Source organism: Psychroflexus salarius (assembly GCF_900129035.1).
Lineage (GTDB): Bacteria > Bacteroidota > Bacteroidia > Flavobacteriales > Flavobacteriaceae > Psychroflexus > Psychroflexus salarius.
This window is the reverse complement of record NZ_FQTW01000004.1, coordinates 180,328-195,745: the sequence shown is the minus strand read 5'-3', so window position 1 is coordinate 195,745 and position 15,418 is coordinate 180,328. Positions and strand designations below refer to the sequence as shown.

Below are 15,418 nucleotides of genomic sequence, written 5' to 3'. Positions count from 1 at the left end.
GTATGAGCTCTATTCAAGATACACAAGCCGAAATTATAGATGAATTTAGCATGTTCGACGATTGGATGCAACGTTACGAATACATGATTGAACTTGGTAAATCTTTACCACTAATTGACGAAAAATATAAGACGGAAGACAACATTATAAAAGGTTGTCAAAGTCGAGTTTGGGTTCATGCTGAAAAAAATGATAAAAACTTAGAGTTCACAGCCGACAGCGATGCCGTGATTACCAAAGGTATTATCGCTATACTAATTCGTGTTTTCTCTGGCCAAACACCTGAAGATATCATGCAAGCCGATACTAAATTTATAGATGAAATTGGCTTAAAAGAGCACTTATCACCAACTAGAGCTAACGGCTTGGTGAGTATGATTAAACAAATTAAAATGTATGCCATTGCTTTAAACTCATCTCAAAACTCTTAAAACTATGTCTGAACAAACAATAGATACTGAAAAATTAGGCGAAGAAATTGTTCGTGTATTAAAAACAATTTATGACCCAGAAATACCGGTTGATATTTACGAGCTCGGTTTAATTTACGATGTCTTTGTAAATGAAGATTATGAGGTAAAAATACTAATGACTTTAACTTCTCCCAACTGTCCAGTTGCCGAATCATTACCTCAAGAAGTTAACGAAAAAGTAAAATCACTTGACCAAGTTAAAGATTCAGAAATTGAACTTACTTTTGATCCGCCTTGGTCACAAGACTTAATGAGTGAAGAGGCAAAGTTAGAATTAGGAATGCTTTAAATTATGGCTGAAGAAATTATTAATCGCGTTGCAAATAGCAAATTAGTCACGATTAATCTTGAAGATTTTTATCAAGAAGGCACACGTTTTGAAATTGATCTTAAAAATTGGCTTGTTGAAGGATTTATACTTCGAGAAAAGGAATTTAGAGCCGAATTGAAGTCTCATGATTGGTCTGTTTATAAAGATGCTTATGTTGCCCTTCACTGCTCTACTGACGCTATTGTACCAGCCTGGGCTTATATGCTTATTTCATCACACTTAAGTCAATTTGCTAAAAAAATAATTTACGGAAATCTTGAAACACTTGAAAGCATACTATACGCAGAAGTTTTGCAAAGTTTTGATGCTTCAGAATTCAAAAATAAACCAATCATCATAAAAGGATGCAGTAATAAACCAGTGCCTCAGAATGCTTATTTGCTTTTACAGCAAAAACTTCAACCTGAGGTTAAAAGTATAATGTTTGGTGAAGCTTGTTCAGCAGTGCCTTTATATAAACAGTCACGAAATAAAGTTTAAAAATTTAATACATTTGCGTTTTTAAAATTTTTAAACCATGAAACAAAACTTCATTTTCTTATCTCTAACTGTTCTTAGTTTAATAAGCTTTTCAGTTAGTGCTCAAACACAAACACCAAAAGATTCAACTTGGACAAGTGGTGGTAACTTTTCGCTACTTATAAATCAGTCTGCATTTAATGCCGAATGGCAAGGTGGTGGAACTTCAAATTATTCGGCTAATATTATTGTCAACTATAATTTGAATTATAAAAAAGGCAATTATACCTGGGATACCAAATTTTTAGGGGATTTTGGTATTAATAAAACTAAGGATCAAGATTTTTATCGTAAAACCAGTGACCGTTTAGAAATTAACTCGGTTGTTGGCAGACAAATTAACGAGAGTAAATGGTATGCTTCAGCTTTGTTAAATTTTAGAACTCAATTTGACAAAGGTTACAGTTTTAGTGAAGATCCAAACACAGGAGAAGAACTCAGAACAACACAAACTGAATTTTTATCACCAGCTTATACGCAGCTAGGTTTAGGTTTTCTTTGGAAAGAAAGCGAAAATTTGAAAGTTAATTTTTCTCCAGTTACAGGTAGAATTATCACGGCTAACAAGAAATTTACAACGACACCTGGCTACCAAGATGGCGATTTTTTTGGTATCGATCAAAATGATTGGATTAGAACAGAATTTGGTGCGTCTGTAAATGCTTATGGTAAATTTACCTTGATGGAAGATATTACTATGGAAAATATCTTAAACTTATACTCTAATTATATTGAAGACCCTCAAAATATTGATATTGATTATACGATGAATATCGTTATGAGTATCAATAAGTATATTTCAACAAACTTTACTTTCCAAGCTATTTATGATGATAACGCTGTTAATGGCTTCCAGATCAGAGAGGTTTTAGGTGTAGGCGTTAATTTTAGGCTATAAAAAAAGCGACTTTAAAGTCGCTTTTTAGTTTTTTTAGTGGCCATTATTTATTTTGAACAAGCATTTGAGCCTCTTCAAGACTATTTAAAATAGCTTTTTTCATTTTGGTAGCTTCTGAATTTAAGTTTTTCAACTCATTTAATTTGAGTTTAATACTGTCTAAATTTTCAGTTTGTAAGCCTTGATTTATTTCAGCTCTTGTAAAAGTGTTGCTAAAATCCTTCATCCAAGACATCATTTGGTCGTGAGCTGATTTTAAGTCTTTAATTGCTTGTTGCTGCTTCAGTGAGTCTATACTTTTTAGAGTATCTAGCTTTTGAATGTTTTGATTCAAGCTACTCATTTTTGGCATAACCTCATCATGAATTTCAATTGTTTCACCCATTAAAGTTTTAAACTTTTTTACTTCTTGTGGTGTTTCTTTAGCACAACTTAAAGCAACAATGGCAAGGCTAAATAAGCCTAGTTTTGATAAAATTTTCATATTAGTAATTTATGATTTCATATAATTTTCCTGGTAAAGGCCTTACAAGACCTTTCAGTTCCAAATTTAGTAAAATAGGTGCAATTTTATAGCTTGGTAACTGAGTTAATCTACAAATTTCGTCAAGTTCGGCTTTAGACTGTTTTTTTAGGGCTTGAATACAGGTTTCTTCTTCTGCTGTAAGCTCTACAAATAACTCAGTTTGTTGAACTTGTTTTTGTTCTTCTAAATCCCAATTGAGCATGTAAATAACATCTGCAGGTTCGGTTAAAACATGCGCTTGTTGTTTTTTGATCAAGTTGTTACAGCCTTTACTAAATTTATCTGTAGGTCTACCTGGAACTGCAAAAACTTCTCGATTATATGAATTGGCAATATCGGCTGTGACTAAAGAGCCGCCTTTTTCTGCACTCTCTATAACGATAGTTGCTTCACTTATGCCTGCTATGATGCGATTACGACCTAAAAAATTATTACGGTCAAAATTTTGATAACTGCAAAAATCGGTCATAAACCCGCCATTTTTTAAAATATTGGTTTCGTATTTTTTATGTGCTTTAGGGTAAAGTGTGTTAAGACCATGTGCTAAAACAGCAACAGTTTGTAAATTAAGATCTAAGGCTTTTTTATGAGCACAAATATCTGCACCATAAGCAAATCCTGAAATAATTATGGGGTTAAGTGGTGCTAAGGTTTCTATAAGTTGTTCGCAAAAATTTATGCCGTTGCTCGTGATTTGTCGTGTACCAACAATACTAATAATATGTTGTTTTTGAAGATCAATATTACCTTTTTGAAAAAGAACAATTGGACCATCAATGCAGTGCTTTAGGTTTTGTGGATAGCTTTTGTCTTTGAAGTAAGTCACTTGTATTTGTTCTTCTTCAATAAAACGGGCTTCTTCTTCGGCAAGTTTCAAATAGCTTGGGTCTCTAAACTGCTTTAATTTATGTTGACCAAAACCATTTACAGCGAGTAAGTCGGTGTTGTTGGCTGAAAAAACTGCTTTTGCTGAGCCAAAATGTTGTATTAATTTTTTGGCTGTAGCATCGCCTACGTTTGGGATTTGCTTTAGGGCGATGAGATATTGCAATTCTTCGCTGTTCATAAAGTTTAATGGTGCTGTTAGGCTTTCAATGTGTTTTCTTTTAAAACTTCGTCTGAGTTTTCTTTTTCAAACTCTTTACCAAGGTAAACTAGTTTATCATCTTCGGCGACTTCAACCGAAGTACTGTCTGAAGGTATAATTTCAAGATTACCTTCATTGTCTTTAATAAATAACGGTATAATATCGCTATTTCCTTTACTTATTTCAACTAAGCCATCGTAATGTTCTTTTGAATTGAGTTCAATTTCATGAATTTTAGGATAGCGTCTTGTTAAGTTGACCAATTTAATGTAATCATCAGTATGAGAAAATAAGCCTTCTTTAGGGTTTTCTTCTGGATTTTCCATTTCTTCAGAAGAGATTACTCTGAAGGTTCCGTGTTCACCAAAATTTTTCGCAAAGTTCTCAATGGCTTTTTTGTTTACAGATGTATTTCCAGTAAGCGCCATCATGTAACCAACGTCACTAAGTTCTATGTTATCGATTAAATCTTCAGAATAAATATTAGAGTTAATAGCGTCAATACCCATTTTTTTGGCGTTTTCGATATTACTTTTATTATTATCAACAATAACTACATGGCGGTTATTGTCGATAAGATATTTAGCGATAAGACGCGAAAATGAGGAAGAGCCAACAATTAAAATACCTTTCGAGTCTGTTAAATATACACCTATTAGTTTAGCAAATGGGCGTGCTGTTGTGGCGTTTAATAAAACAGTACCCAAAACAACGGTAAATACTAAAGGCGTTATTAATTCTGCATTTGGTATGTTTTGCCCCATTAAGCGTAAACCGAATAAAGAAGCAATACCTGCAGCTACAATTCCTCTTGGGCCAACCCAACTCACAAAGATTTTTTCATTAGTTTTTAAAGGTGATTTTATACTGCTTAAAAACACACCAAGAGGTCTCACAACAAAAACAACTACGACAAACAAAATAAGCGTTTCCCAGTTGTAAACCAGCATGAGGTCTTCAAAATTAATGTTGGCAGCAAGCAGGATAAATAAAATCGAAATTAAAAGTACGCTTAGTGATTCTTTAAAATACAGAAGCTCTTTTAAATTTGGTAAGTTGGTATTTCCCATGATAATTCCCATCACAACCACTGCTAAAAGACCGCTTTCATGAGCAAAATGGTCTGCTAAAACAAAGACGCCTAAAACAGTTGCTAAAGTAAAAACGTTTAATAGATAATGTGGTATCACTTTCTTTTTTATAGCGAAAGCTAAAGCATGTGCAAAAGTAAAACCGAATGTGAAACCAAATAAAACAATTTTTCCAAACTCGATTAAAGCCGTTCTTGTGTAGGCTTCACCTTGACCAGCCATAATAAACTCAAACACTAAAACTGAAATTAACGCACCGATTGGATCAATTAAAATACCTTCCCATTTTAAAATTGCAGAAACATCTTTTTTAAGTGGAATGTTCCTAAGTATGGGAGATATCACAGTTGGACCAGTTACAATAATCAGCGCAGAAAATAATAATGAAATTTGCCAGCTAAGACCAAGAATAAAGTGGGCAGCAATACCTGCGCCAACAAATGTAATGGCCACAGCAACAGTAATTAACTTAACAATTACAGGACCAACATTTAATATTTCTCCACGACGTAAGGTTAAACCACCTTCAAATAAAATAATACTAATAGCCAATGACACGAAATAAAATAAGCTTTCTCCAGGAAACAAGCCAGATTCACCATTCCAAATAGGTTCTATGAGTTTAGTGTTATCTTCTGTGAAAAGTGTGGCGATTGGCCCAACAAGTAAACCAATTAAAATTAAAGGTAAAATAGCAGGGATTTTAAACCGCCAAGCAAACCACTGTGCCATAATTCCTAAAATTATTATTCCTGCTAATTCTACCATTGTTAAAATTTTGTTGTTAAAAATAGCATAATTCAAATTATATGAAAGCTATAGTTAAGACAGTTTTAGTATTTTGCAATTTAAATTATTTGTATGACCTTACATCCTATTGAAACAGGAAATTTTAAGCTTGATGGAGGTGCTATGTTTGGCGTAGTCCCAAAATCATTATGGCAAAGGACTAATCCTGCCGATTCTAATAACATGATTGATATTGCAGCCACAAGTCTGCTTATTGAAGATGGTAAACGCCTTATTTTAATAGATACAGGCTTGGGCGATAAACAAAGCGAAAAGTTTTTTAGTTATTATTACCGCTGGGGCAACCACAGCTTAGATAAATCGCTTAAAGCAAAAGGGTTTACTCGTGATGATATTACAGACGTTTTTATGACCCATCTTCATTTTGACCATTGTGGCGGTAGTGTTCAGTGGAATAAAGACCGAACTGGTTACGAGCCAGCTTTTAAAAATGCAAAATTTTGGACTAATAAAGAGCATTGGGATTGGGCAGTAAATCCTAATGATCGAGAAAAAGCCTCATTCTTAAAAGAGAATCTTTTACCGATGCAGGAAGCAGGACAGCTTGAATTTTTAGAGCGTAGCCAACAACGGCATTTCTATGACGAGCTTGGTTTTGAAGTTTTATTTGTTGATGGACATACTGATAAACAAATGATTCCTATTATAGACTACAAGGGCAAAAAGTTAGTCTTTGCAGCTGATTTACTACCAACCGCTGGTCATGTGCCGCTACCTTTTGTGATGGGTTATGATACAAGACCTTTACTAACATTAAAAGAGAAAAAAGCATTTTTACAAGAGGCTGTTGCTAAAGACTACTTTTTGTTTTTAGAGCATGATGCACATAATGAAATTATTACACTTAAAGATACTGAAAAAGGTGCACGACACCATAACACCTATACATTTAACGAATTATTTAATTAATCTTTTATCATGAATATAAATTCAATTAAAAAAACCACAGGCTTTATACTGGCAACTGGGTTATTAGTTGGCTGTGCAAGCGGTCCTAAATTTGAAGCATCAGCTTTAAAAAACCAAAATAATGAAACAGCAAAAGTTTCTCAACTAGACGAAAATCAGCGTAAGTCATGGTCGTCATTAGACTTATTGACCGATACTATTCCCGGAATGAGTATTAATCTCGCTTATGAAGAACTCATCAAGGATTATGAAGGCGAAACAGTAATTGTTGCGGTTGTTGATAGTGGTATAGACATTGAACACGAAGATTTAAAAGACGTCCTTTGGGTTAATGAAGATGAAATACCAAATAATAATATAGATGACGATAAAAATGGTTATGTAGATGATGTTTACGGTTGGAACTTCTTAGGAGATATTGTTGAAGAAAATCTTGAAAAAACAAGAATTGTTCGCGACCTTCAGCCGAAGTACGAAAGCAAAACAGCCGAAGATATTTCAGCTGAAAATAAAGCCGAGTACGAAATGTACATGAAAGCCAAAGCTGAATTTGATGAAGATGTTCAGAAGGCAAAACAAAATTCAGATTATTATAAGGGTTTAAAGAAACAAGTTGAAGTTGCTCAAGTAAATTTAACGGACTCACTTAAAGGTAAACCACTAACTATCGAAAATCTTAAAGCACTCGAAACCAATGATGCGGCATTATCTCAACAAAAAATGTTCATGCTTAATATTATGAACAATGTTGGTGAAGATATTTCTGCAGCTATTGAACAATTAGATGGCGGTATTAATTACTTTCAAAGTCAGCTAGATTATCATTATAACTTAGATTTAAACGCACGTGCTGAAAAATTAGGTGATAATCCAGACGATTGGTCAACTAAATACTACGGAAATAACCAAGTTACAGGTCCAGACCCAGAGAAAGCAGATGCTAGACATGGAACTCACGTTGCAGGTATTATCGCAGCATCACGTCAAAACGATGTAGGAATGAGCGGTGCTGCTTCAAATGTAAAAATCATGAGTGTTCGTGCTGTTCCAGATGGTGATGAGTACGATAAAGATATCGCTTTAGGTATTCGTTATGCAGTTGATAACGGTGCAAAAGTAATTAATACCTCTTTCGGAAAATACTTTTCAACACACACAGATTGGGTAAACGGTGCTATTAAGTATGCAGAAGAAAACGATGTTTTAATTGTTAATGCAGCAGGGAACGAAGGTATTGATTTAGATGAAAACCGTGTTTACCCTAATGATGAATGGCCAGGGCAAACTTCTGAAATTGCCAACAACTTTATTAATGTTGGTTCAATTACACCAAGTTATAGTGAAAATCTAGTCTCTAGTTTCTCTAACTACGGTAAAGATGATGTTGATGTCTTTGCACCTGGATCTGCAATTTACTCAACAGTTCCTTTAGATAAATACGAGTTTTTACAAGGGACTTCAATGGCATCACCAAATGTTGCTGGAGTTGCGGCGATGATTCGTTCTTTGTATCCAAAATTAACAGCTGCACAAGTTAAAGAGGCTATTATAAATAGTGGTTTATCTTCTTCAATACAAGTTAATGTTGGTGGAGACCCAGAAAATAAAAAGGCGTTTAATGAGCTTTCAAAGTCTGGGAAAATGGTAAATATGTATAATGCTTTAATTTATGCTTCAAAACTATAAACTTATGTTTAAACAACTTTCAATTTTATGTCTTTGTTTATGGTCAACCTTCAATTTTGCGCAACGCAATAATACAAACTATTGGCAGCAAAGCGTCAATTACACAATGGAAGTTGACTTTGATGTAGAAAATTATCAATATGATGGTGAGCAAGAATTAGTATATACTAATAACTCACCAGATACTTTAACTCAGGTTTTCTATCATCTTTATTTTAATGCTTTTCAGCCAGGTAGTGAGATGGATGTTCGTTCAAGAACAATTAAAGATCCAGACCCAAGAGTTGGTGATCGAATTTCGAAACTTAAAGATGACGAGATTGGTTTTATGAAAGTTAACTCTCTTTATCAAGATGGTCAAGAAGTTGCTTACGAAGTTGCTGGAACAGTTTTAGAAGTTAAGTTAGCCAACCCAATTTTACCTGGAGAAAGTACAACTTTAGACATGAATTTTAAAGGTCAAGTGCCTGTTCAAATTAGACGATCAGGCCGAAATAATGCTGAAGGTGTTGCCCTTTCGATGACGCAATGGTATCCGAAATTAGCTGAATACGATTTTGAAGGTTGGCATGCAGACCCTTATATTGGTCGAGAGTTTCATAGTGTTTGGGGAAATTTTGATGTTAAAATCACCATAGATAAAGATTATATTTTAGGTGGCTCAGGCTACATTCAAAACCCTAATGAAGTTGGTTATGGTTACCAAGATGAAGGCACTAAAGTAAAACGTCGTGGTAAAACTTTGACTTGGCATTTTGTTGCACCTAATGTACATGATTTTACATGGGCTGCAGATCCAGATTATATCCATGATAAACGTATAGCTAGTGATGGCACAACGCTTCATTTCTTATATAAAGATAATAAAGACATCAAAGATAATTGGGTCAACCTTCAGTCTAAAACTGAAGATTTGCTCTTGTTTTTCAATAAACATATTGGTCAATATCCTTACAAACAATATTCAGTTATGCAAGGCGGTGATGGCGGTATGGAATATGCCATGTGTACATTAATTACAGGTGAACGCAGTTTTGGAAGCTTAGTTGGAGTGACGGCTCACGAAATGGCGCATGCTTGGTTTCAACATCTTTTAGCCACTGATGAAGCTCAACATGAATGGATGGATGAAGGTTTTACAACTTATATTTCAACTTTAGCTGAAAACGAGGTGATGGACAACAATCCTGAATTTCCATTTGATCGAACTTATAGAGGTTATGTGAGTTTAGCGAATTCTGGCTTTGAACAACCACAAACAACGCATGCCGATCGTTATCAGTATAATCAAGCTTATGGAATTTCAGCTTATTCAAAAGGTGCTGTGTTTTTGGCACAATTAGGTTATATTATCGGTGAAGATTTACTTGATCAAACGATTAAGCGTTATTATAAGGAATGGAAGTTTAAACATCCAACTCCGAACGATTTTATTCGTGTAGCTGAAAAGGTTAGTGGCGCAGAATTAAGTTGGTATCTAAATGATTGGACGAGAACTACTAATACAGTTGATTATTCTATTGCTTCAGTTTCAAATGATGTAACACAAAACACAATTGTGATTAATCTAGAAAGAAAAGGCCTGATGCCGATGCCTATTGAAGTTGAACTGACTTACAAAGATGGCTCTACGCAACTATTTTATATTCCTTTACGTATCATGCGCTGGGAGAAGCCACAATTTGAAACAGTTGAAGAAGATTGGCCTTGGGCTTTTCCTACCTATAAGTTAGAATTACCTGTTACTAATTATACTGTAACTAAGGTTGAAATTGATCCGAGCCAACGGATGGCTGATGTTGACCGTTCTAATAATGTAAAAACTTTAGAGGAATAATTTTAAATTATACCAAATATTCTATAATATGAGACAAAAAGAAATTGAATTATAATTGTCTTAATCAAGGCAAAAAAATTAAACATAGCCTAAGCTACGTTTCATTTTTTTAACGAAGAGAAAGGCAATTAGAAACTATTTATTTATCTTATTTTATGGAAGATTTGGTATTAGATAATTACATTTATTGAAAAAGCTCCTTAAATGAGGAGCTTTTTTGTTTTAATAAAAATTATTGTTTTAGAAGTTTGATATTTAAGGTATGATTAATCTTGATAAAGTATAGACCGCTTTTTAGTTCACTTAAATTAATTTTTTGATTTGGGTTATTAAAATTCTTTACTGATTTCCCTCTGATATCTAAAACTTCAACATGGTTAATCTTAATTTGGTGTGGGTTGCTAAACTTTATTATATCTTCAACTGGATTAGGATAAATATTAATTCCATTTAGCTTTTCAATATTTGTTTGGCTCAAATTACAATTAGAGGAAAAACTATACGAGCTAAATTCATTATCAATAATCGTCCATGTATTATAAGGTGTATTTTGATTAACGGCATCTTCAGGGTCATTAACTTTGATGCAAGTGTGAGCCATAAAAGAATTTGAGTAAGAAGAATTATCGGCTGATGGTCTTAATAAGCCATTAGCACGAATATCTATGGTAATTCCTGAATAGTCAAAATTAGGGTTGTCGATAATCAGTTCTCTTTGGCCACCTCTTATGTCTATATATTCAAGCAATTCAAGCTGACTCACATCTAATTGGCTAAATTCAATATGTACTGCTCCGCCATCAAACTCATACATATAAATTTCTTTTAAATTGATGTTTTGGTTTAAGAAATCGGCATTTGAGTCACTAATGCTTATATATCTTTGCCCTGTGAGATTAATGATTTCTAGAGCTGTAAAGTCTTCAATACCGGTAAAATCTGTAATGGGTGATAAATATTGAAAATCAATAGCATCGAGAGAAGAGAAGTCTAACTCAACCAAATTTTCTATATCAGCGGTAAGCACTTGACCATTTATTGTGGCATCACTATCTATATTAAGGTCGATTAAAGCTTGTTCAAAATTTTGGTCAAGTATGGTCGTTGTTTGTGCTTGCGTAAGTAATCCAAAACTAATAATACATAATGAAAGAAATTTTTTCATAATTAAATTTATTAAATGACTTAAACCGACTTTATTTGATGCTCTTCTAACAGCGGTTCTTGGCGTAATTTTTTCAAGACTTGAACTATTGCTAGGACATCTTTTTCGCAGTATTTTATAATTCGGTCTATATCTTTTTCGTTGTAAAATACGTCGCGAACTTGGCTACCATCAATATCATCTTTAGGCGACGGAATTCCTAATATTGCTGTTAACAATTTAAGTGAAGTATAATGTTTGTAGTCACCAAACTTCCATAATTCTAAGGTATCTAAATGCGGAATTTCCCATGGTTTTTTACCAAATAGTTGAAGTTTTTCTGGTAATGAAATTCCATGAATGAGCATTCGTCTAGCGATGTAAGGAAAGTCAAATTCTTTGCCATTATGAGCGCACAAGAGGTGATAAGGTAAATTGAAATGATCGTTTAGCAAGTGTTTAAACTCTAATAATAATTCTCTTTCATCACCATATAAACTTTTAAGTCTTAGCTGTGGTTCACTTCCTTGGCTTACCAGATATCCAACAGAAATACAAACAATCTTTCCAAACTCAGCCCAAATACCAGCACTTGAATAAAAATCCTCGGGTGAAATTTCATCTTTACGGCGATAGGCTGTTTTAGAAGCAAATAATAGCTGAAGTTGTTCAGGTAAGTCTGAAAAATTTTCATAAGCTGGAACAGTTTCAATATCTAAAAACAAAATATGCTCAAGTTGAAGTTTGTGTAACATGTTAGATTTGGTTTAACATTTGGTAGGTTTCATCAATATAAATATAAAAATCTTTCGGGAAATGATTGATTTTTTCTTTAGACCGATGATGACCAAGCCTAACGATAAGTAAATTGTCTTCAGGAATACCAATAACATATTGCCCTAAAATACCACGCATACTAAATAGTTGTTTAGATTTATAATTACTCAGCCAGAAACCATAGCCATATTGTGGGCTTTCTTTAAAACGGGCTTTTGTAGCTAGTTTTACATAACTTGTGTCTATGATTTGTTTTCCATTCCAACTACCATTTTGTAAAAACAATTGTCCTATTTTAGCAAAATCACGTGCATTAGATGCAATGCAACAGTAAGCTTTCTCAATGCCACTTTCAACATTATCTAATTGCCAATAGGCTGTTTGACGCATGCCTAAAGGACGCCAAAAGCTTTGACTTAAATATTCAGACAGGCTTTTGTTTGTGGCTTTACTAATAATCATTCCCAGTAGTAAGGTATTGCCACTTAAATATTTAAAGCTTTGTCCTGAAGCTTGGTTAACCTCTAAACTGTTAACAAGTTCACCAATTTCATCATCATAATAAGCGCGAGCCGTCATCGAAAATGGACTGTAATAATGTTCTTCCCAATTAAGTCCGCTAGCCATCGAAGCTAAATCGCCTACTGTAGTACTTTTAGCAAACTCACCTTTAAAGTCTGGAAAAAAATCGGTTATAGGTTGCTCTAAACTTTTGATGTAACCATCTTGAATTGCTTTAAACAGTAAACTTGTTGTAATACTTTTAGCCATCGAAAATGAATTCGTTTTTGAGTCCTTAGTATAATCAGGTGCATAGTTTTCATAAATAATTTTCCCATTTTTAATAATCAAAAAAGCGGTGGTACCAAGCGCATTGTTAACCGAATCTAAGCGTTCTGTTGGTTTAATAGAGTTATAAGTGTTAGCCTTAGGCCAATTTTGAACGGTTTTATTTTCAATACTTCGGTTGTCAAAGTACTTATAATCATCTATAAAAGCTGTGGTATGACCTGTCAAGTACACCACTCGAATACCTTTTAAAATATAATTGTAATCGGTTACATAAAGTAAAATAATTAGTGTTGCGATGCTGATTAAGAACCATTTTAAGAGTTTTCTCATATCTATAAACTTCAACTGAAGTTATAAATATAATTCATTTTGTGTAGTTTTGATTTATTTTCAAAAAAAGAAGCCTTTTAGTTAAGTAACTAAAAGGCTTCGATTCGATCTATTTTTGTTGATGTTACCAGATTCTTACGCGATCTTCTGGTTTTAAATACAATTCATCACCTTCTTTAAGGTCAAATGCTTCATAAAATGCATCTACATTTTGTAATGGCACATAAGCACGGTATTGTCCTGGAGAATGTGGATCGGTTTTAATTTTGGTTTTCAAAGCTTCATCTCTCATTTTCGTACGCCAAACGGTTGCCCACGATAAAAAGAAACGCTGTTCTGGTGTAAAGCCTTCAATTTTACCTGGATTACCATTTTCTTTTAAATGCATTTGTAAACCATCGTAAGCGCCTAAAACACCACCCAAGTCACCAATGTTTTCACCTAGAGTAAATTTACCATTAATGTAAACGCTATCTAATACTTCAATGCTACTGTAAAGTGCAGCTAATTTTTCACCACGTGCTGTAAACTGTTCTAAGTCTTCATCAGTCCACCAATTTTTAAGATTGCCATCAGCGTCAAAACGGGCGCCAGAGTCATCAAATGCATGTGAAATTTCATGACCAATTACAGCACCGATTCCGCCGTAGTTTACAGCTGCATCAGCTTTATAATCATAAAACGGTGGTTGTAAAATAGCGGCTGGAAAAACAATTTCATTATACAATGGGTTAAAGTAAGCATTTACAGTTTGTGGAGACATGCCCCATTCTGTTTTGTCTACTGGTTTACCGATTTTAGATAAATTGTCTTTAAAATTCCATTCGCTAACTGCTAACATATTTTCGTAGTATGACTTGTTTTTGCCAACCTTCAAATCTGAATAATCTTTAAATTCATCTGGATAACCAATTTTAACGGTGAATTTGTTAAGCTTTTCAATAGCTTTAGCCTTAGTCGAATCTGTCATCCATTCTAAGTTGTTAATTCTGTTTTTGAATGCAGAAATTACATTAGTTACCATAGCTTCAGCTTTTTCTTTAGCTTCTGGCGGAAACTTTTCGTCGACATATAATTGACCTACAGCTTCTCCAATTGTGTTGTTGACTACTGATAGTGCACGTTCTTTGATAGGTCGTTGAGCTTTGGCACCACTTAAAGTTTTACTGTAAAACTCCCAATTGGCTCTTTCTATCTCGGTTGAAAGTTGTCCTGTGGCATCGTTAAATGTGGCCCATTTTGTAAGAAGTTTTAAGTCTTCAATAGGCGTTGAAACCAGCATTTGGTCTAATTGACTCATGTACTTTGGCTCCATAACTAAAACTGTATCTGGTAGTGATTCCATTCCTAAATCTGACATGAAATTTTTCCAGTTAATGTTTTCGGCAACGGTATTTAAGTCATTAACATGATAGCGATTATTGTAATTTCTGAAATCACGACGCGCTACTTTATCTAAACGAGGTTCAGCTAGCTGAGTCTCCAATTCTAAAATACGCTCAGCTTTAGCTTCGGTATCAGTTTCGCCAATATAGTTTAACATTCTAGATACATGAGCTACATATTGTTCGCGAATTTTTTTAGAATCTTCATCTTCTTTCAAATAGTAATCGCGATCTGGCAACCCTAAACCACCTACGCCTATGTAGGCTACATTTATGTTACTATCATTCGGGTCTGAATACGCAGAAAGCCCAAAAAATGGTGCTGATATTGCTGAAGGATTTGTGGCTAGCAACTCTTGTAGTGCGCTTATTGAAGTCACTGCTTCAATTTTATTAATGTAAGGCATAATTGGCTTTATCCCTTTTTCATCTCGTGCTTTGGTATCTAAGATTGAATTAAACACCGCAATTGCCTTAGCTTGATCGGTATTTTTATCATATTTACCGGAAGCTTCAGCTTTTTCTAAAATACTTAAAACATCAGCATCGGTTTGCTTTCTTAAGATTTGAAATCCGCCCCAAGATGTTCGATCATCTGGTATTTTAGCCGTTTCATTCCATTTTCCATTAACGTACGTATAGAAATCGTCTTGAGGTCTTACGCTAGTATCCATGTATTCAACATCAATACCTGGCGCATCTTTTTGTGTTTCGTTTGTTGAGCAACTAGCTGCAAGGCCTAATGTTGCTACCGACAAAGCTAAATGTTTAATTTTCATAGGTTTACTTGATTTTATAATATATAAGTCTTGTTTTTTTGATA

Annotated in this window: 14 protein-coding genes; 7 read left to right on the top strand and 7 right to left on the bottom strand. The window is 34.0% G+C overall.

What is annotated here, in order from left to right:
• The first annotated feature begins 2 nt into the window (after positions 1-2).
• From BUB82_RS06925 to BUB82_RS06910, 4 genes are read left to right on the top strand one after another with little or no spacing between them, the layout of a single operon-like run.
• Positions 3-431: a SufE family protein gene (locus BUB82_RS06925; protein WP_073192880.1), complete on the top strand. Its 429-nt coding sequence runs from the start codon at positions 3-5 to the stop codon at positions 429-431.
• A gap of 4 nt (positions 432-435) precedes the next feature.
• Positions 436-762, top strand: a complete 327-nt coding sequence (locus BUB82_RS06920) for a DUF59 domain-containing protein (RefSeq protein WP_073192879.1) — start codon at positions 436-438, stop codon at positions 760-762.
• 3 nt (positions 763-765) lie between these two features.
• Positions 766-1,284, top strand: coding sequence for a DUF2480 family protein (locus tag BUB82_RS06915; RefSeq protein ID WP_073192878.1), 519 nt, complete (start codon positions 766-768; stop codon positions 1,282-1,284).
• Positions 1,285-1,321: 37 nt separating this feature from the next.
• On the top strand, positions 1,322-2,221 hold the full coding sequence (locus BUB82_RS06910; protein ID WP_073192877.1) for a DUF3078 domain-containing protein: 900 nt from the start codon (positions 1,322-1,324) through the stop codon (positions 2,219-2,221).
• A gap of 43 nt (positions 2,222-2,264) precedes the next feature.
• On the opposite strand, the gene BUB82_RS06905 is transcribed toward BUB82_RS06910, so the two are convergent.
• The 3 genes from BUB82_RS06905 to BUB82_RS06895 are packed head-to-tail and all read right to left on the bottom strand — an operon-like array spanning position 2,265 to position 5,693.
• Positions 2,265-2,705, bottom strand: a complete 441-nt coding sequence (locus BUB82_RS06905; protein ID WP_073192876.1) for a hypothetical protein — start codon at positions 2,703-2,705, stop codon at positions 2,265-2,267.
• A 1-nt stretch (position 2,706) separates the two neighbouring features.
• Positions 2,707-3,813: a DNA-processing protein DprA gene (gene dprA / locus BUB82_RS06900; protein WP_073192875.1), complete on the bottom strand. Its 1,107-nt coding sequence runs from the start codon at positions 3,811-3,813 to the stop codon at positions 2,707-2,709.
• Positions 3,814-3,830: 17 nt separating this feature from the next.
• Entirely contained in the window at positions 3,831-5,693 is a 1,863-nt protein-coding gene (locus BUB82_RS06895) for a cation:proton antiporter (RefSeq protein ID WP_073192874.1), read from the bottom strand.
• A 93-nt stretch (positions 5,694-5,786) separates the two neighbouring features.
• Between BUB82_RS06895 and BUB82_RS06890 the strand changes: the two genes are divergently transcribed.
• The 3 genes from BUB82_RS06890 to BUB82_RS06880 are packed head-to-tail and all read left to right on the top strand — an operon-like array spanning position 5,787 to position 10,167.
• Positions 5,787-6,644, top strand: coding sequence for an MBL fold metallo-hydrolase (locus BUB82_RS06890; protein ID WP_073192873.1), 858 nt, complete (start codon positions 5,787-5,789; stop codon positions 6,642-6,644).
• A 9-nt stretch (positions 6,645-6,653) separates the two neighbouring features.
• Complete coding sequence (locus tag BUB82_RS06885) at positions 6,654-8,330, top strand: S8 family peptidase (RefSeq protein WP_073192872.1); 1,677 nt, start codon at positions 6,654-6,656, stop codon at positions 8,328-8,330.
• A gap of 4 nt (positions 8,331-8,334) precedes the next feature.
• Positions 8,335-10,167: a M1 family metallopeptidase gene (locus BUB82_RS06880; RefSeq protein WP_073192930.1), complete on the top strand. Its 1,833-nt coding sequence runs from the start codon at positions 8,335-8,337 to the stop codon at positions 10,165-10,167.
• A gap of 232 nt (positions 10,168-10,399) precedes the next feature.
• Here the strand turns inward: BUB82_RS06880 and BUB82_RS06875 are convergent, their stop codons facing one another.
• From BUB82_RS06875 to BUB82_RS06860, 4 genes are all read right to left on the bottom strand, one after another.
• Entirely contained in the window at positions 10,400-11,332 is a 933-nt protein-coding gene (locus BUB82_RS06875; RefSeq protein ID WP_073192871.1) for a T9SS type A sorting domain-containing protein, read from the bottom strand.
• A 20-nt stretch (positions 11,333-11,352) separates the two neighbouring features.
• Positions 11,353-12,066: a 3'-5' exonuclease gene (locus BUB82_RS06870; protein ID WP_073192870.1), complete on the bottom strand. Its 714-nt coding sequence runs from the start codon at positions 12,064-12,066 to the stop codon at positions 11,353-11,355.
• Position 12,067: 1 nt separating this feature from the next.
• Entirely contained in the window at positions 12,068-13,210 is a 1,143-nt protein-coding gene (locus BUB82_RS06865; RefSeq protein ID WP_073192869.1) for a serine hydrolase domain-containing protein, read from the bottom strand.
• 124 nt (positions 13,211-13,334) lie between these two features.
• Positions 13,335-15,374 (bottom strand): M13 family metallopeptidase, encoded by a 2,040-nt coding sequence (locus tag BUB82_RS06860; protein ID WP_073192868.1) that lies wholly within the window; start codon positions 15,372-15,374, stop codon positions 13,335-13,337.
• Positions 15,375-15,418 lie beyond the last annotated feature (44 nt).